The 15,351-nt window shown below is 64.3% G+C and carries 16 protein-coding genes; 4 read left to right on the top strand and 12 right to left on the bottom strand.

The window, feature by feature from the left end; translation table 11 throughout:
- Positions 1 to 45 precede the first annotated feature (45 nt).
- Entirely contained in the window at positions 46 to 696 is a 651-nt protein-coding gene (locus tag ACZ0AV_RS23040; protein ID WP_499153159.1) for a thiopurine S-methyltransferase, read from the bottom strand.
- A gap of 106 nt (positions 697 to 802) precedes the next feature.
- On the opposite strand from ACZ0AV_RS23040, the gene ACZ0AV_RS23035 reads away from it, so the two are divergent.
- Entirely contained in the window at positions 803 to 1,570 is a 768-nt protein-coding gene (locus ACZ0AV_RS23035) for a DODA-type extradiol aromatic ring-opening family dioxygenase (protein ID WP_499153158.1), read from the top strand.
- Here ACZ0AV_RS23035 and pabB read toward each other — a convergent pair.
- The 4 genes from pabB to ACZ0AV_RS23015 form a co-directional block, all read right to left on the bottom strand.
- Positions 1,555 to 2,922 (bottom strand): aminodeoxychorismate synthase component I, encoded by a 1,368-nt coding sequence (gene pabB / locus ACZ0AV_RS23030; protein WP_499153157.1) that lies wholly within the window; start codon positions 2,920 to 2,922, stop codon positions 1,555 to 1,557. The two genes, ACZ0AV_RS23035 and pabB, sit on opposite strands and share 16 nt — an antisense overlap.
- 157 nt (positions 2,923 to 3,079) lie before the next feature.
- The gene (locus ACZ0AV_RS23025) at positions 3,080 to 4,768 is read right to left on the bottom strand and encodes a DEAD/DEAH box helicase (protein WP_499153156.1); all 1,689 of its coding nucleotides are present in this window, start codon (positions 4,766 to 4,768) and stop codon (positions 3,080 to 3,082) included.
- 328 nt (positions 4,769 to 5,096) lie between these two features.
- Complete coding sequence (locus ACZ0AV_RS23020) at positions 5,097 to 5,495, bottom strand: ester cyclase (protein ID WP_499153155.1); 399 nt, start codon at positions 5,493 to 5,495, stop codon at positions 5,097 to 5,099.
- Positions 5,496 to 5,609: 114 nt separating this feature from the next.
- Complete coding sequence (locus tag ACZ0AV_RS23015; RefSeq protein ID WP_499153438.1) at positions 5,610 to 6,356, bottom strand: spermidine synthase; 747 nt, start codon at positions 6,354 to 6,356, stop codon at positions 5,610 to 5,612.
- Positions 6,357 to 6,553: 197 nt separating this feature from the next.
- On the opposite strand from ACZ0AV_RS23015, the gene ACZ0AV_RS23010 reads away from it, so the two are divergent.
- From ACZ0AV_RS23010 to ACZ0AV_RS23000, 3 genes are all read left to right on the top strand, one after another.
- Complete coding sequence (locus ACZ0AV_RS23010) at positions 6,554 to 7,900, top strand: class II 3-deoxy-7-phosphoheptulonate synthase (protein WP_499153154.1); 1,347 nt, start codon at positions 6,554 to 6,556, stop codon at positions 7,898 to 7,900.
- Between the two features lie 161 nt (positions 7,901 to 8,061).
- Positions 8,062 to 8,229 (top strand): DUF2897 family protein, encoded by a 168-nt coding sequence (locus tag ACZ0AV_RS23005; protein ID WP_499153153.1) that lies wholly within the window; start codon positions 8,062 to 8,064, stop codon positions 8,227 to 8,229.
- A gap of 44 nt (positions 8,230 to 8,273) precedes the next feature.
- The gene (locus ACZ0AV_RS23000) at positions 8,274 to 9,029 is read left to right on the top strand and encodes a CPBP family intramembrane glutamic endopeptidase (protein ID WP_499153152.1); all 756 of its coding nucleotides are present in this window, start codon (positions 8,274 to 8,276) and stop codon (positions 9,027 to 9,029) included.
- Between the two features lie 43 nt (positions 9,030 to 9,072).
- On the opposite strand, the gene ACZ0AV_RS22995 is transcribed toward ACZ0AV_RS23000, so the two are convergent.
- The 7 genes from ACZ0AV_RS22995 to ACZ0AV_RS22965 all read right to left on the bottom strand — a co-directional run bounded on the left by ACZ0AV_RS22995 (position 9,073) and on the right by ACZ0AV_RS22965 (position 15,307).
- Positions 9,073 to 9,582: a hypothetical protein gene (locus tag ACZ0AV_RS22995; RefSeq protein ID WP_499153151.1), complete on the bottom strand. Its 510-nt coding sequence runs from the start codon at positions 9,580 to 9,582 to the stop codon at positions 9,073 to 9,075.
- A 114-nt stretch (positions 9,583 to 9,696) separates the two neighbouring features.
- Positions 9,697 to 10,287: a hypothetical protein gene (locus ACZ0AV_RS22990; RefSeq protein WP_499153150.1), complete on the bottom strand. Its 591-nt coding sequence runs from the start codon at positions 10,285 to 10,287 to the stop codon at positions 9,697 to 9,699.
- Positions 10,284 to 10,874: an RNA polymerase sigma factor gene (locus ACZ0AV_RS22985; RefSeq protein WP_499153149.1), complete on the bottom strand. Its 591-nt coding sequence runs from the start codon at positions 10,872 to 10,874 to the stop codon at positions 10,284 to 10,286. The genes ACZ0AV_RS22990 and ACZ0AV_RS22985 overlap by 4 nt, the downstream gene beginning before the upstream one ends.
- Positions 10,875 to 12,530 (bottom strand): YfbK domain-containing protein, encoded by a 1,656-nt coding sequence (locus tag ACZ0AV_RS22980; RefSeq protein WP_499153148.1) that lies wholly within the window; start codon positions 12,528 to 12,530, stop codon positions 10,875 to 10,877.
- A gap of 68 nt (positions 12,531 to 12,598) precedes the next feature.
- The gene (locus ACZ0AV_RS22975) at positions 12,599 to 14,041 is read right to left on the bottom strand and encodes an aminotransferase-like domain-containing protein (protein ID WP_499153147.1); all 1,443 of its coding nucleotides are present in this window, start codon (positions 14,039 to 14,041) and stop codon (positions 12,599 to 12,601) included.
- A gap of 187 nt (positions 14,042 to 14,228) precedes the next feature.
- Complete coding sequence (locus tag ACZ0AV_RS22970) at positions 14,229 to 15,038, bottom strand: OmpA family protein (protein ID WP_499153146.1); 810 nt, start codon at positions 15,036 to 15,038, stop codon at positions 14,229 to 14,231.
- Positions 15,035 to 15,307 carry a DUF4398 domain-containing protein gene (locus ACZ0AV_RS22965; protein WP_499153437.1) on the bottom strand — a complete coding sequence of 91 codons (273 nt, stop codon included), beginning with the start codon at positions 15,305 to 15,307 and terminating at the stop codon, positions 15,035 to 15,037. The genes ACZ0AV_RS22970 and ACZ0AV_RS22965 overlap by 4 nt, the downstream gene beginning before the upstream one ends.
- Positions 15,308 to 15,351 lie beyond the last annotated feature (44 nt).

Raw genomic sequence — 15,351 nt, 5'->3', positions numbered from 1 at the left:
GAATGAAAAGGCGACCGCGAGGTCGCCTTTTTTGTGCCCTTCCGTTCAGCGCAGCTGCAACCGATAGGCACGCTCGTCCATATGGGTCAGGCCCCGCACCCTGAATCGATCCTCCATCGCGTCCTCGCTTTGCAGCAGCTCGCTATCCCAGGCCGTGCCGAACCCGCTTCGCACCTCGGCATCGCTGACCGAAAACGGCGGCCCGTCCATCAACGCCTGATCGTAATCCAGGGTCACCAGCAAACCCTGACTGCCCGCTGGCAGGATGTGTTGAAGGTGTCGTACGTAACGCTCGCGCATAGCCGGCGGCAGAGCAATCAGCGCGGCGCGGTCGTAGAACAGCGTGCAGTCCCCGAACTGCTCGCGGTCGAGGGCGAAGAAATCGCCGCAGTACAGTTCGATCAGCCCGTGGCGGTAAACCCTGAATGCGCCTTCCTGACTAACCGACGCCTGCACCCCCCGCTCGTGGAAGAACGCCTCCACCGCCGTCTGCGCCAGCTCCACGCCAATCACCCGATGGCCGCGCTCCGCCAGCCAGACCATATCCAGGCTCTTGCCACACAGCGGCACCAACACGCGCGCGCCTGTGGGCGCAGCGAGCAGCGGCCAATGACTGCGTAGAAACGCATTGACCTCCCTGGCGTGAAAGCCGATCTGGTTATTCTGCCAACGCGTTTGCCAGAACGTTTCCTGCATCGTGCCCCCCTTGAACAATCAATAAATCAGATAACAACGACCCGCAAATAGCCATTGTTAGCGCAGCTTAGCTGATAGATCATCAGCCTACTTTCAGGAGATCATCATGTTGCCCAGCCTGTTCATTTCCCATGGCTCACCCATGCTTGCGCTGCAACCCGGCGCCAGCGGTGTAGCGCTCACGCGGCTCGCCGCAGAGCTGCCGACACCTGCTGCCATCGTAGTGGTATCGGCTCACTGGGAAAGCGCTGGGCTGCTGGTGACGAGCGCGGCAAAACCGCAGACCTGGCACGATTTCGGTGGCTTCCCACCTGAACTCTATCAGGTGCAGTACCCCGCGCCCGGTAACCCGCAACTGGCAAAGGACATCGTGCGGCGCCTGAACGACGCGGGCCTGCCCGCCCGCACCGATGAGCGACGCCCGTTCGATCACGGTAGCTGGGTGCCGCTCTCGCTGATGTACCCGAAAGCGGACATTCCCGTGGTGCAGGTTTCGCTGCCCAGCCAGCAGGGCCCCACCTTGCAGTTGCAGGTAGGCAAGGCGCTGGCCGGGCTGCGTGAGCAGAACGTCCTGCTGCTCGGCTCCGGCAGCATTACTCACAACCTGCGCGAGCTGGATTTCTACGCCGAGCCGGAAAAGGTCGCCCCTTGGGCCAGCGATTTCCGCGACTGGATGGTCGACAAGCTGCAGCACAATGATCTTGATGCCCTGCTCGACTACCGCCGCCAGGCGCCCCACGCGCGGCAAAATCATCCCAGCGAAGAACACTTGTTGCCATTGTTCTTCGCCCGCGGCGCGGGTGACGATTGCCGCATCGAGCACCAGGGTTTCACCCTCGGCGCGCTGGGCATGGATATCTACAGCTTTGCCTGAGAGCCAGATTGCTCGAGGGTGGCGAGCAGCACCTGCACCTTGGTGATCGACTCCTGATACTCGGTCTGCCAGACCGAGTCGGCGACGATACCGCCGCCGCCCCAGCAACTGATCACGCCATCCTTGGCCAAAAGGCTGCGGATGGCGATGGAGCTGTCCATCTCGCCGCGTACGTCCAGGTACAGCAGCGAGCCGCAATACAGCCCGCGCCGCGTCGGCTCCAGTTCGTCGATGATCTGCATGGCGCGAATCTTCGGTGCGCCGGTGATGGAGCCGCCGGGAAACGCCCCCAGCAGCAGGTCCAGCGCATCCTTGTCTTCGGCCAGCTCCCCGGTCACCGCACTGACCAGGTGATGCACGTTCGGATAGCTTTCCAGCGCGAACAGTTCTGGCACGCGTACCGAGCCAATGCTGCAACTGCGCCCCAGGTCGTTGCGCAGCAGATCGACGATCATCAGGTTTTCGGCGCGATCCTTGGGGCTGTCGAGCAAGGCGCGGGCGTTGTCCGCATCTTCCTCCTCGTTGCGGCCACGGGGCTGAGTCCCCTTGATTGGCCGGGTTTCCACGCGCCCCTTGCTGACCCGAATGAATCGCTCCGGCGACAGGCTCAGCACTGCACCACCATCCGGTAGCGCCAGGTAACCGGAGAACGGCGTCGGGCACGCCTGGCGCAAGGCGCAATAGGCCTGCCAGGGTTCACCTTGATAGGCCGCGCGAAAACGCTGGGCGTAGTTGACCTGATAGCAGTCACCCGATGCGATGTAGGCATGAATGCGTGCGATGGCATCAGCGTACCGAGCCGCCTCGATATCCGCCTGGAACGGCCCAAGCAAGGCGAATGACGCATCTTTCGACACTGCCGAGGCGGGACCCCGGAACAGGGCGAGCACGCGCGCCTGCTCGCTGCTGGCGAGCGAGGGATGAAACACCAGTTGGCTGGTTTGCAACTGGTGGTCACTGATCAATGCCCAGGCATACAGGCCCAAGACGGCATCGCCCAGGCCGAGATCATCCCTGGCCTGTTCGGGCAGCGCCTCGATACGGCGGCCGAAATCGTAACCAAGGTAACCCAGCAGGCCGCCAGCGAACGGCAGCTCGAGCCCAGCCGGCAGATCGGCTTCCCCCAGAGCGGCCAACCCCACGCGCAGACGCGCGAAGAAGCCGGCGCCGGACTCACCCTCCACCGGGCACAGGGCCACCTGTGGCCAGGCGCTGAGCAGGTCATAGCGTCCACGCTGGGCACCGGGGCGGCCGGCATCCAGCAACACCGCACCCGGCGCCTGGCGCACCAACTCGAAGTAAACCGCGGGGTCAGCCCGATAAGGCAGGGAGTGGACGATACAGGTAGGCATTCAAGACATCACACGAACGAGGACGGCCGATTGTAGAGCCGCGGGCGGGATCGTCCTAGCGGCTGTTGTGGCTCGCGCAGGCTAACCGGACATTTGTTGCGGCCCGGAAACGACTCGGGGGAGCCAATGGCTCCCCCGAGTGTTAAAGCACCGCGGATCAGTCTTCGCGATAACGGCGCAGTTTCAGCGGCTTACCGGCAACGCGGGTGTCCTTGAGCTTGCTCAGCAGGCGCTCGAGGCCATCTTCCGGCAATTCCACGAGGCTGAAGCTTTCGCGGATCTGGATGCGGCCGATGGCTTCACGGGCCAGGCCACCTTCGTTGAGGATGGCGCCCAGCAGGTTCTTGGCAGCGATGCCATCACGCGCGCCCAGCGCGGTACGGCAGCGTGCGCGACCTTCACCCAGCGGCATCGGCGCGCGGCGCTCGCGCAGCTCGCCACGCTCGGAAGAACGTTCACTGCTACGCTCGCCTTCACGGCGCTCACGCGGAGCACCACCAGCGCCTGGCACCAGCGGTTGTTCGCGCTCGACGCTGGCCAGATCCAGCGGCTGGCCATTGGTGGCCTTCTTCAGCAACGCAGCAGCCAGGGCACGCGGGGTGCAGCCGATATCGGCGGTCAGGCGGTCGAGCAGCTCACCGTGGCTGGCTTCGGCATCGGCAACCAGTGGCGCCAGGCTGTTGGTCAGCTTCTTGATGCGCGCATCGAGAACCTGCTGGGCGTTGGGCAGCTTGACCTCGCCAACCTTCTGGCCAGTGACGCGCTCGATCACCTGCAGCATGCGGCGCTCACGCGGCGTGACCAGCAGCAGCGCACGACCATCGCGACCGGCACGGCCAGTACGGCCGATACGGTGCACGTAAGACTCGGGGTCGTACGGCATGTCGACGTTGAATACGTGGGTGATACGCGGCACGTCGATACCACGGGCAGCGACGTCGGTGGCGACGACGATGTCCAGACGGCCATCCTTGAGCGACTCGATCACGCGCTCGCGCTGGTTCTGGGCAATGTCACCGTTCAGGGCGGCAGCCTTGTAGCCCTTGGCTTCCAGCGCAGCGGCCAGATCCAGGGTGGCCTGCTTGGTACGCACGAATGCGATCAGCGCGTCGAACTCTTCGACTTCCAGCAGACGCAGCACGGCGTTGGTCTTCTGATCGGCGTGGATCATCAGATGCGCCTGCTCGATACGCGAGACGGTCTGCGTTTTGGTGGCGATCTTGATGTGCTGCGGGTCACGCAGGTGCTTCTCGGCGATGGCACGGATCGAGTGCGGCAGGGTCGCGGAGAACAGCACGCTCTGGCGGCTCTTCGGCATGGCTTCGAAGATCACTTCAAGGTCATCCATGAAGCCCAGCTTGAGCATCTCGTCCGCTTCGTCGAGCACCAGGTACTGGATGGTCGACAGCACTTTTTCGTCGCGACGCAGGTGGTCGACCAGGCGGCCCGGGGTGGCGACGATGACTTGTGCGCCCTGGCGAATGGCTTTCAGCTGCGGGCCCATCGGCGCGCCGCCGTAGACGGCGACCACGTTGAGGCCAGGCATCTGCTTGGAGTAGGTTTCGAACGCGGTGGCGACCTGCAGGGCCAGCTCGCGAGTCGGCGCCAGAATCAGTGCCTGCGGTTCGCGCTTGGCCGGGTCGATTTTCGACAGGATCGGCAACGCGAACGCTGCGGTCTTGCCGGTGCCGGTCTGGGCCTGGCCGATAATGTCCTGGCCAGAGAGAATTACCGGAATGGCCTGGTACTGGATGGGCGAAGGCTCTTCGTAGCCGACGGCGGTCAGGGCGGAGAGAATATTGGCGTGAAGGCCGAGTGCGGCGAAGCCGCCGGTTTCCTGGGTCATGGGTCTGCCTCTAGTGCATCCGCAAAGACCCATGTTCCAAAGCTGCACATGCCATGTAGGACCTTGTGGGTCACCCTGGCAGCCATGTCGGCGGGGATTTGCGAAAACGTGGTGATAATGAATCGTCAAGATAGCCCGCTTGGCGGACTGGCTGCCGAAAATAGCTTCCGGGCGAGTTGCACTACTTGAACGTGGCCATGAATTGGCCGGCGCGCACTATACCGGATTAACAGGTTCATGTGTGGTTTTTCGAACGAAAAAGCCCCCTCGGTGCGAGGTAAAACACCCTGCGCGACGTTGTGCCGCAGCCCCAGCATAGGCGTTGCAGTCAGGCTCTGCCGAGCAATTGCGCCTCGATAGCCGCCTTGTCGACGACCGACCAGACTTCGCCGATCCTGCCATCGCGAAAGGCATAGAAGACGTTCTCGCTGAACGACACCTTGCGGCCATTGACCGGCAGGTCGAGAAAGCGGCCCTTGGGTGCGCAATGGAAATCCAGGCGGCTGGCGATTATCGACTCGTCGCACGTCAGCAGGCGGATATTGAAGTGCAGGTCGGGGATGTCCAGAAAATCACGTTCAAGCATCTCGCGGTATCCGGACAGGCCCAGACGCCGACCGTTATGAACCACATCGTCATGCACGAAATCCCCCAGGCGCGTCCAGTCCCGGCGGTTCAGGCAATCGATGTAGGCGCGGTACACCGCGCATAGGTCGTGCTCGCTCATGCTGTGGCTCCGTGTCGATGGTTCCTGGCTGCTGGCGATCACGAACGGGTGAGCCCGCCACGTGAAAACCAGGCAGCCATGGAAAGACCCTGCCTCGACGGTTTAATTCCTGGCTCAGCTGGCCAGGCGCACCGCATCGATCAATGGCTGCAGCGAATAGCCCAGCTGCGCCTGCAGGTCTTTGGCACGACGACTGACCGCTTCGCGGTCGAATTGCTGGTCCAGCTCGGCAGGCACCAGCACCACCACATTGCCCTCCACCACCGGGCATTCCCAGTAATGGCGGTGGTAGAGCCCGCGCAGGAGCGCGGCACCCAGCGGCTTGCCGTCTTCGCTGGCCCACTGGTTGATGACCAGCCAGCCACCGGGATTGAGCTTGGCGCGGCAATCGTCGAGAAAACGCCAGGCCAGATGGCCTACGCCGGGTCCGGTATCGGTATACAGATCGACGAAGATCAGGTCGGCGGTTTCGGCGCTGGGCAGCAGATCCATGGCATCACCAATGCGCATGGTCAGCCGCGGATCATCCTCCAGGCCCAGGTATTCCATGGCCAGACGCGGAACGTCGGGGCGCAGCTCGATGGTCTCGACATCCTCGAGCGGCAGGAACCTCAGGCAGGCCTGGGTCAGGTTGCCGGCACCGAGGCCGAGAAACAGCGCGGTTTCCGGCGCCTCGTGGCACAACGCGCCGACGAACATGGCGCGGGTGTAGTCGTACTCCAGCCAACTGGGGTCAGCGGTGAACACGCAGCTCTGCTCGACCGACTCGCCAAATTCGAGAAACCGGTACTCGCCGATCTCCACCACACGGATCACGCCAAAGGCATCGTGCACCTCGGCCAATACCACTTCGTCCTTCATGTCCTCCACCGGGGGTAGGCCAGGCATGCGCAGATCTCCACCATCGCGTTCCCCGGCGCAGGCCGGGCTGGTGTCGATTGTCGATGATGCGGCGCACTCAGGTCACGCGCTAAATGCCCGCTCACGGCGCGAACCGGCATGCCGTGTTGCACCTGGCGATCGGTTACCATGACTGATCGACAACAAGAGATGCCGCCATGAGTCAGCCCTGGAGCCCCGATAGCTGGAGAAATCAGCCCATCGAGCAGCAACCTGTCTATCCGGATGCCGCGCGCCTGAGCCAGGTCGAGCAGACCCTGGCCAGCTTTCCGCCACTGGTGTTCGCCGGCGAGGCGCGAGAGCTGCGCAAGCAGTTTGCCGAGGTGACCCAGGGCCGCGCGTTCTTGCTGCAGGGCGGTGACTGCGCGGAGAGCTTCGCCGAGTTCAGTGCCGCGAAAATCCGCGACACCTTCAAGGTACTGCTGCAGATGGCCATCGTCATGACCTTTGCGGCCGGCTGCCCGGTGGTCAAGGTCGGCCGCATGGCCGGCCAGTTCGCCAAACCGCGCTCTGCCAATGACGAAACCATCGACGGCGTCACCCTGCCCGCCTACCGCGGCGACATCGTCAACGGTATCGGCTTCGATGCGGCCAGCCGTGCGCCTGATCCACAGCGCCTGCTGCAGGCCTACCACCAGTCCACGGCCTCGCTGAACCTGCTGCGCGCCTTCGCCCAGGGCGGCTTCGCCGACCTGCATCAGGTGCATCAGTGGAACCTGGATTTCATCGCCAATTCGGCGCTGGCGCAGAAGTATCACCAACTGGCTGACCGCATCGACGAGACCCTGGCCTTCATGCGCGCCTGCGGCATGGACAGCGCCGCCCAGGTTCGCGAAACCAGCTTCTTCACCGCTCATGAAGCCCTGCTGCTCAACTACGAAGAAGCCTTCGTGCGGCGCGACAGCCTTACCGGCGGCTTCTACGACTGCTCGGCGCACATGCTGTGGATCGGCGACCGCACCCGCCAGGTGGACGGCGCCCATGTCGAGTTTCTGCGTGGCGTGGGCAACCCGATCGGCGTGAAGGTCGGCCCGAGCATGACCGACGAGGACCTGATCCGCTTGATCGACATCCTCAACCCGGACAACGAGCCGGGCCGCCTCAACCTGATCGTGCGCATGGGCGCAGACAAGGTCGAGGCAGGCCTGCCGCGCCTGATCCGTACCGTGCAGCGCGAGGGCCGCCAGGTGCTCTGGAGCAGCGACCCCATGCACGGCAACACCATCAAGGCGTCCAGTGGCTACAAGACCCGTGACTTCGCGCAAATTCTGGCAGAGGTGCGGCAGTTCTTCGCCGTGCACCATGCCGAAGGAACCTATGCGGGTGGTATTCATATCGAAATGACCGGCCAGGACGTGACCGAGTGCATTGGCGGTGCCAAACCGATTACCGAGGCCGGCCTGTCGGACCGTTACCACACCCACTGCGATCCGCGCATGAACGCTGACCAGTCCCTGGAACTGGCGTTCATGATCGCCGAAACCCTGAAGCAGGTACGCCGCTGATACCCCTCGATGGCGGTGGGCCAGGCCCCTGGCTCACCGTTATCGGCTGGCGTGTCGCTCCAGGCCTCGGCCGCTTTAACCTGAACGAAGCCGACCGACAAACGGTCTTCTGTGCAGAGCCGATCACCTGAAGGCTCACCATTTCCCGGAAGGAGTCGCACATGCCCTGGTATGCCTGGTTGATCCTGATTGTGGCGATCGGCTCCATCGTCGGAGGCCTGTTCATGCTGCGCGATACGGCGAAGAAACTGCCGCTGAGCGAAGAACAGCTGAAACGCATCCATGACCGCAATATCGAGCAGGATGCCAAGGACGCGCAAGATCGCTGATCGCGTCGGCACCTTGTAAACTGCGCCTGCCCTAAGGAGGCGCAATGTTTCACTCGTGCAGATTTCTGTTGCCCCTGCTCCCTGTCGCTGCCGGTACCAGCCTGGGCTTCATCGAACCGGTGGGGCTGCTTTGCGCCTGCCTGTTCATCGCGCTGGTACTGGCGCCGCTGCGCCTGCCCGAGCCGGTCTGGTATGGCCTGGTGATCACCACCAGCCTGCTTTTGGCTGCGCACCAGTTGCCCGGTTTCGAACCCTGGGTGTTGGCCAGCGCCACACGCATCAGTGAGGATGCGCCGCCCTATGCGCTGCGCCTGTCGTGGGACAAGCTATTGGTGGGCTGCACCCTGCTCGCCTGGTGGCTGGGCCGGCAGCCGCGGCCGGCGGCCGGCCCGCTGCAGACGATGGCGGTGTGCGTGCTCACCCTGGTGGCGGTGCCCGGCCTGGCGCTGGCGCTGGGGGTGGTGGGCTGGCAGCCGAAATGGCCGGACATGCTCTGGCCCTGGCTGCTCATCAACCTGGGAGTGGCGGTGCTGGCGGAAGAATTGCTGTTTCGCGGCATGCTACAGCCGCGGCTGGTCGGCTGGCTTGGCACCCGGCCGGGCATTGCCTGTGGCGCCCTGCTGTTCGGCGCCGCGCATATTCCGTTCAGTCCGATGTTTGCAGTGGTGGCGACCCTCGCCGGCGCTGGCTATGGGCTGGCCTTTCACTACAGCGGCAAGCTGAGCGTGGCGATAGCCCTGCACGGCCTGGTCAACCTGCTGCATTTCACCCTGCTGAGCTACCCGCTGCGCCTGGGCTGAGCCGTTCGGCCCATACACGACCGAGGCGCGCTGAACCGCACCCTCAGCGGCGAAACTCGAAATGCAGCTCGGCGCCTTCGACCGAATTGGAAAATTCGGTACCGGTTTCACCGGTCAGTAGCTTGCCGCTGAGCTGGAAAGGGTCCGGTGCGATTTTCTTTTCTTCGAAAAAGGCCGGGAGTATGGGCGCCAGACCATCTTCGGCCGCTCGATCTTCGGCATCGAGCTGGGCAGCCAATTCGGGTGGCAGGCTCAGATCCAACTTGGTTCTGGGCGGCGTCTGCACCACTTTCTGCGGCTTTTTCTCGCTCTTGGCGCGCTCTGCGGCCTTTTTGGGCGCGACCGGTGCCGGTTTTTCCTGTTCCGCCGCCGGCGGCGCTGCCGGTGCGGGCGCCTCGATCGGCGCCTGGACCGCTGCCTCGGCTGGCTTGTGAGCAGGTTCGGTGGTGACCACTGCCGGCTCGCTGTTCTGACGCGGCGTCTCATCGCCCTGCTCTTCGGCGCCACAGGCGCCTAACAGCAGTGCTACGAGCAAGGGCAATAGGTAACGCATGGAGGTCATCGGGCAGTTCACGCGGTCGCGGCTAAAAATTCATTCTAAAACGCCTGGGGAATAACACCAGCCGGACTGCCGAATGGCAGTGCCGCCCGTCGCGCCCTCCATACCTTAGCGTTCACCCAAGCGTCCCAGCTCGGCTTCGATGTTCAGCCCAGGATGCTCGGCCTTGAGCCGCGCGATATGTCGCGCGGCCTCCTCGCCCTCGCCTCGCGCCTGCAAGTCGGCGATGGCGCGCAGAGCCACCCGTAGTTCCCCGGACAGAGGCGCCGTCTTGGCCGCCATGCGTGCCATGACTCGCGGCGCCTCGGCAGCCTCGGCCATCACCGCACCCTCTGCCGGGCTGGGCGGCGCCTGCAACGCCATCGGCGCGGAGGGCGGATGTGGCAGCCTCGCGGGGGGTGCGTCATAGCCGGTCGGCACCTGGTCGAGTGTTCTCAGCGTAAGACCAAGACCCAGCCCGAGTAAGGCGACACAGCCCAGTGCAGCCGACCAGCGCCTGCCTCCCGAGGCGCCACCCATGCCGTTGCGCAAGCGTTGCCAGATGCTGTGCTGGCTGGGCCCGCGAACCCGCTTGGCACCATCGGCAGCGGCCAGTATTCGCGCATCCACTGCCGGGGATGGCCGCGCACTTTGGTGCTGCCGGACGTGCTGCAGCAGCGGCTCGTCGTCTTGTTCGCGATCGTGCGGATGATCGTTCATGGTGATACCTCGTCAGCCACGCTGAGCAAGCGACGCAGCTTCTGCAGTGCATAGCGCAGGCGGCTTTTCACGGTTTCTGCCGGCGTGTGGGTCAGTTCGGCGATCTCGTGTACCTGCAACTCGCCATGGGCGCGCAACAGAAAGACTTCGCGCTGCTCGGCTGGCAGGCCTTCGAGCGCCGCCTGTATACGCGCCTCATCCTGGGTCAGGCTGAGCTGTCGCTCGGGGTCCGATGCGGCGCTGGGCTGATCATGCAACTGCTCGTCGAACAGCTCTTCGCGCTGTTGGCGCTTGCCGTGCCTGCGCCAGTGATCGATCAGCCGGTTGCGGGCGATCTGGTACAGCCAGGTCCTGAACAGCACGGCCGCTTCGCGTTGCAGCGACTCGCTGCGAATCAGGCTCATCCAGGTGTCCTGAAACACCTCTTCAGCGACCGTGTGGTCGCCGCACAAACCGAGCAGAAATCGAAACAGACCGAGCCGATGCCGCTGGTAAAGATGCGTGAAGGCAGCGGCATCGCCAGCCCGGTAGCGACGCAACAAGTCGGCATCGCTGGGCTCGGTGGCACTGGGCGGGTTGGCGGTCACTCACTCGACTCGGTCGACACGGGAGTCGCCAGTTTGCAGGCTTTGCGCCAGTTCCACCAGTTGCACGAACTCGCTGCGCAAGCCGAAGGGATCATCGCCACGGCTACCGCGTGCCAGCGCCAGGGTGTCGGCCCAGCCGAAGCGGCCGGTGTAGCGGCTGCCATTCAGTTGCTGAGCGAAGGCGGCCACCGATGCCGCGAAACGCAGGTCTTCGCTGGCCTCGGCGATGGGCGCCACCTGAAGAGGCGCCTGGATGGCCGTTTCCAGCAGGCGGCTGTGGTTCCGCTCGGGGGCCTTGTAGCGGATGCGCAGCCACGCCAGCTCACCCTCGCCCCCTGCAGCCGGGCCGGCATGGTGATAGCGCAGCGGCTCCAGCCACCCGCGGCTGCCGACCGGGACGATCTCATAGAGCGCGGTCACGCTGTGCCCGGCGCCGATGTCGCCGGCATCGACCTGGTCATTGTTGAAGTCCTCGCGGCGCAAGGCACGGTTCTCGTAGCCGAGCAGACGGTACTCGCTGACCTGCGCAGGATTGAACTCGACCTGAACCTTCACATCCCGGGCGACCGTGGCCAGGGTCGAACCGAGCTGCTCGACCAGCACCTTGCGCGCCTCGCGCAGGTTATCGATGTAGGCGTAATTGCCGTCCCCGGCGTCGGCCAATTGCTCCATCAACGTCTCGTTGTAATTGCCGGTTCCAAAGCCCAGGGTGGTCAGCGAAATGCCGGTCTTGCGCTTGTCGGCGGCGAGTGCCTTGAGGCTATCGAAATCGCTGATGCCGACATTGAAGTCGCCATCGGTGGCCAGCAGGATGCGGTTGATGCCATGGCGAATGAAGCCCTTCTGCGCCTGCTGATAGGCGAGCTGGATGCCCGACTCCCCTGCTGTCGAGCCGCCCGCCTGCAAATGCTCGATGGCCGCTCTCAATTGCGCCTTCTGCGAGCCGGCGGTGGGTTCCAGCACGACGCTGGAATCGCCCGCGTAGACCACCAGCGACACCCGGTCCTGGGCGCGCAACTGCTCGACCAGCAGTTTCAGGGTGCCCTGCACCAGCGGCAGGCCGTCAGGGCGGTCCATCGAGCCGGACACGTCGACCAGAAACACCAGATTGGCTGCCGGCAACTCGGCCACCTGCCGGTCGGCGGCCTTGATGGCGATGCGCAGCAGGCGGCTCTCCGGGTTCCAGGGGGTAACCGCCAATTCGCTGGCAACACCGAATGGCACGTTATCGCGCGGCGGGGCATACCCGTATGGAAAGTAATTGACCAGTTCCTCAAGGCGCACCGCCTCGGTCGGCGGCAATCGCCCTTCGTTGAGCAAGCGCCGCACGTTGGCGTAGCTGCCGGTGTCGACATCGATACTGAAGGTCGACACCGGTGCCTCAGCCACCGAGTGCACCGGGTTGGCGGCCAGGCGCCGGTACTGCTCGCGGTTCATATCGACCCCGGCTGCATAGGTGTATTCGCTGGCCACCGGCACGGCCATACGCGTCATCATCGGCGCCGGACTCACCGGCGCCTGGAGTGCCGTGACTTCGGCTGCAGCAGGCGTTCGCTGCAGTGCAGGCGACGAATCGGTGGGGTCATCGTGGCTGGCGCTGCAGGCGCCGAGCAGCAGTGATATGCCGCACAACAACGGTTGGGCAATCCTCTTCATGGTGCTTCTCCTGGGTTCGAAACAGCGCTTCGACCCAGTAGACGCAAGCACGCCGCGATTCGGGTTAATCAGAACCCGCTGGTCGAGGCTTCCTGGCAGAGCTGAGTGGCCAGCATACCCAGGGTCATCAACGCGCGCTCTGCCTCACGGTTCCACGGGATGCCGCAGTTGAGCCGCACGCAATGGTTGAACTGCTCCGTGTTGCTGAAGATCAACCCCGGAGCGATGCTGATGCCCTGCTGCAGGGCGCTGACGTGCAGGTCCTTGGTATTCACACGCGCCGGCAGGCTGACCCAAAGGATGAAACCGCCATTGGGCCGGGTGATCTGCGTGCCCTCCGGAAAATACTGCTGCACTGCCAGCTGAAAGGCGCTGAGATTCTTGCGGTATTCCTGACGAATGTGCCGCAGATGACGGTCGTAGCCGCCATTCTCCAGGTACGCGGCCACAGCCATCTGAGTGACGCTGCAGGCCGAATGGGTGGTGAACATCTGCAGCCGCTGGACTTCGTCGTGATACTTGCCGGCGATGATCCAGCCGATCCGTACACCCGGCGACAGGGTTTTGGAAAAGCTCGAGCAGTACACCACGCGCCCGTCCAGATCACCGGCCTTGAGCGCCTTGGTGCGGCCCTGCTCGAACATCAGCTCACCGTAGATATCGTCTTCGATGATCTGGATATCGAAGTCGCTGGCCAGGCGCAGCAATTGCTTCTGGCGCGCCTCGGGAATCGTGCCGCCCAACGGATTGCTCAAGCGCGCGGCGAGTACCAGCGCCTTGATCGGCCACTGGCTGGCAGCCAGTTGCAGTGCCTCGACACTGATGCCGGTAGTCGGATCGCTGGGAATCTCGATGACCTTCAGGCCAAGCAGATCGGCCAGCTGCAGCAAGCCGTAATAGGTCGGCGACTCGGTGGCGATCAGGTCGCCAGGGCGGGTCAGCACGCGCAGGCTCATCTGCAGCGCGTCCACACAGCCATGGGTGATCACCACGTCCGAGGGATCGACCAGCACCCCGGCATCGCGCATACGGATCGCCACCTGACGGCGCAGCGGCTCGAACCCCGGGCTGAACATGTAGCTGAAGGCACGCGGGCTCTGAAAGCGGGTGACCTTGGCCAACTGCTGGTGCAGGGCACGCACCGGCAAGTAGTCGACATGAGGCACCGCGGCGCCGAGCGGAAACACCCCCTCGCGGCGGGCTTCACCCAACACCTGGTTGATGATGCTGCTGCGCGTGACCAGCCCGGGCCGCTCGACTCGGGCAATGTCCGGCGTGTCGGCGGTCAGCGCAGGCGTCTGGTGCACATAGAAGCCTGACTGCGGCCGCGCGCGGATCAGCCCGAGGTCTTCCAGGTTGGCATAGGCCTGGAGCACCGTTGCGTGACTCACACTAAGCTGGGCGCTCATCTTGCGAACCGACGGCACCCGCTCACCGGGTTGATAAACGCCACGCCGAATATCGTCGGCAAGCTGCTGAGCGATACGCTGATAGAGCAACAGATTGGTCATGGCCGCTTCGTCCCGGTACTGAACCACAACAGTAGCCCACACAGCGCACGCTGTACCGGTACAGATCGGGATTATCAGGACGATACAGCCGTTCGTCCGCCCGAACATGATGTGAGGCGGTCATGCGCGGCGCTGCGATACCCCGCAAGGACGCGCGTGACTGTGCGCAGAGACGGCGCCCCCCGCCTTAGCGGGTAGCGCCCAGCCGCCCCTGCTCGTCGGAAAAGAGAATTTCGACCCGGCGGTTTTGCGCACGCCCCTTGGCCGAGGCATTTTCGGCCACCGGGAAGCTTTCACCGAAGCCCTGCACCTCGACGCGCTTGGCATCGATACCCAGGTCGATCAGTGCATCGGCGACCGTTTGCGCGCGCGCCCTGGACAGCGCCACGTTATCTTCGCGCTTGCCGCTGCTGTCGCTGTAGCCCTCGATACGCACGATACGCCGCGGATTGAGCTGCAGAAACTGCACCAGTTTCAGCACGGTGCGATTGGCGCTGGGCTTGAGGCGCGCCTCGCCCGCATCGAACAGCACGTCACCGAGGGTCATCACCAGGCCGCGATCGGTCTGCGCGGTGGCCAGGCTGACGATCTGCTCTTCAAGCCAGGCGTTCTGTTCCTGCACGCTGATCAACTTGGCCTCGCGCAGCGCCAGTTGCAGGCGCTGGCGCTCGAGCTCCAGCCGCGCGGCGCGCTCCTGGCCCAGGGCAAGCTGGCCGTGTTCGCGGGCAATCTCGCTGTAGCGCTGGCTCAGGTAGGCGTAGTGAGCCACGTCGTCGGCGCTGCCCCAGTAGCCGGCCAGGCGCTCAGCGCGGCCAAGGGACTCGCCTGCGCGGATCACATCCTTGGGCGCGCTGCGCAACACCAGCGGATCTTCCTTGACCGACTGGAAACTGCTGCGCGCAGCCTCCAGCGCGGTGCTGTGTTGATCATCGAGCCCGGCACAACCTGCCAGGCACAGCCCCATCAGCGCCGCAGCGCCAAGGCGTGCAGCACTCATGGCATGGCTCCGAGCTGGTCACGCAAGCGACCGATATGGCGGTTCAACTCCACCAGTTGGGCCTGGCTACGCAGGCCCAGCACGCGCGCCTCGGCCAGGCGCGCATCGAGTTCGGCCTGCTCGGCCTGGATGCGCGCATCACGGTAGGCCTCCTCGGCCATGGCCGTGCGCGCCAGGGCAAGCTTCTGTTCGGCCTGAGTCAGTTCGGCAATGGTTTCGCCAGCCGCCACGGTGCGAGCCTGCTCGACCACCTGTTCGGTCAGGCGCATCTGCTCGGTGGGCGCGGGGTCGCTGGCGCAGCCCTGCAACAACA

The organism is Pseudomonas sp. AC532, assembly GCF_979258965.1.
This window is presented reverse-complemented; position numbering and strand designations above follow the sequence as displayed.

Excerpts from the sequence above, each read along its gene's own strand:
- ACZ0AV_RS22975 (WP_499153147.1), bottom strand. The coding sequence starts at position 14,041 with ATGACCAATCTGTTGCTCTATCAGCGTATCGCTCAGCAGCTTGCCGAC.
- ACZ0AV_RS23010 (WP_499153154.1), top strand. The coding sequence starts at position 6,554 with ATGAGTCAGCCCTGGAGCCCCGATAGCTGGAGAAATCAGCCCATCGAG.
- ACZ0AV_RS22965 (WP_499153437.1), bottom strand. The coding sequence starts at position 15,307 with ATGCGCCTGACCGAACAGGTGGTCGAGCAGGCTCGCACCGTGGCGGCT.
- ACZ0AV_RS23025 (WP_499153156.1), bottom strand. The coding sequence starts at position 4,768 with ATGACCCAGGAAACCGGCGGCTTCGCCGCACTCGGCCTTCACGCCAAT.
- ACZ0AV_RS23040 (WP_499153159.1), bottom strand. The coding sequence starts at position 696 with ATGCAGGAAACGTTCTGGCAAACGCGTTGGCAGAATAACCAGATCGGC.
- ACZ0AV_RS23005 (WP_499153153.1), top strand. The coding sequence starts at position 8,062 with ATGCCCTGGTATGCCTGGTTGATCCTGATTGTGGCGATCGGCTCCATC.
- ACZ0AV_RS23020 (WP_499153155.1), bottom strand. The coding sequence starts at position 5,495 with ATGAGCGAGCACGACCTATGCGCGGTGTACCGCGCCTACATCGATTGC.
- ACZ0AV_RS22990 (WP_499153150.1), bottom strand. The coding sequence starts at position 10,287 with ATGAACGATCATCCGCACGATCGCGAACAAGACGACGAGCCGCTGCTG.
- ACZ0AV_RS23000 (WP_499153152.1), top strand. The coding sequence starts at position 8,274 with ATGTTTCACTCGTGCAGATTTCTGTTGCCCCTGCTCCCTGTCGCTGCC.
- ACZ0AV_RS23035 (WP_499153158.1), top strand. The coding sequence starts at position 803 with ATGTTGCCCAGCCTGTTCATTTCCCATGGCTCACCCATGCTTGCGCTG.
- pabB (WP_499153157.1), bottom strand. The coding sequence starts at position 2,922 with ATGCCTACCTGTATCGTCCACTCCCTGCCTTATCGGGCTGACCCCGCG.
- ACZ0AV_RS22995 (WP_499153151.1), bottom strand. The coding sequence starts at position 9,582 with ATGCGTTACCTATTGCCCTTGCTCGTAGCACTGCTGTTAGGCGCCTGT.
- ACZ0AV_RS22980 (WP_499153148.1), bottom strand. The coding sequence starts at position 12,530 with ATGAAGAGGATTGCCCAACCGTTGTTGTGCGGCATATCACTGCTGCTC.
- ACZ0AV_RS23015 (WP_499153438.1), bottom strand. The coding sequence starts at position 6,356 with ATGAAGGACGAAGTGGTATTGGCCGAGGTGCACGATGCCTTTGGCGTG.
- ACZ0AV_RS22970 (WP_499153146.1), bottom strand. The coding sequence starts at position 15,038 with ATGAGTGCTGCACGCCTTGGCGCTGCGGCGCTGATGGGGCTGTGCCTG.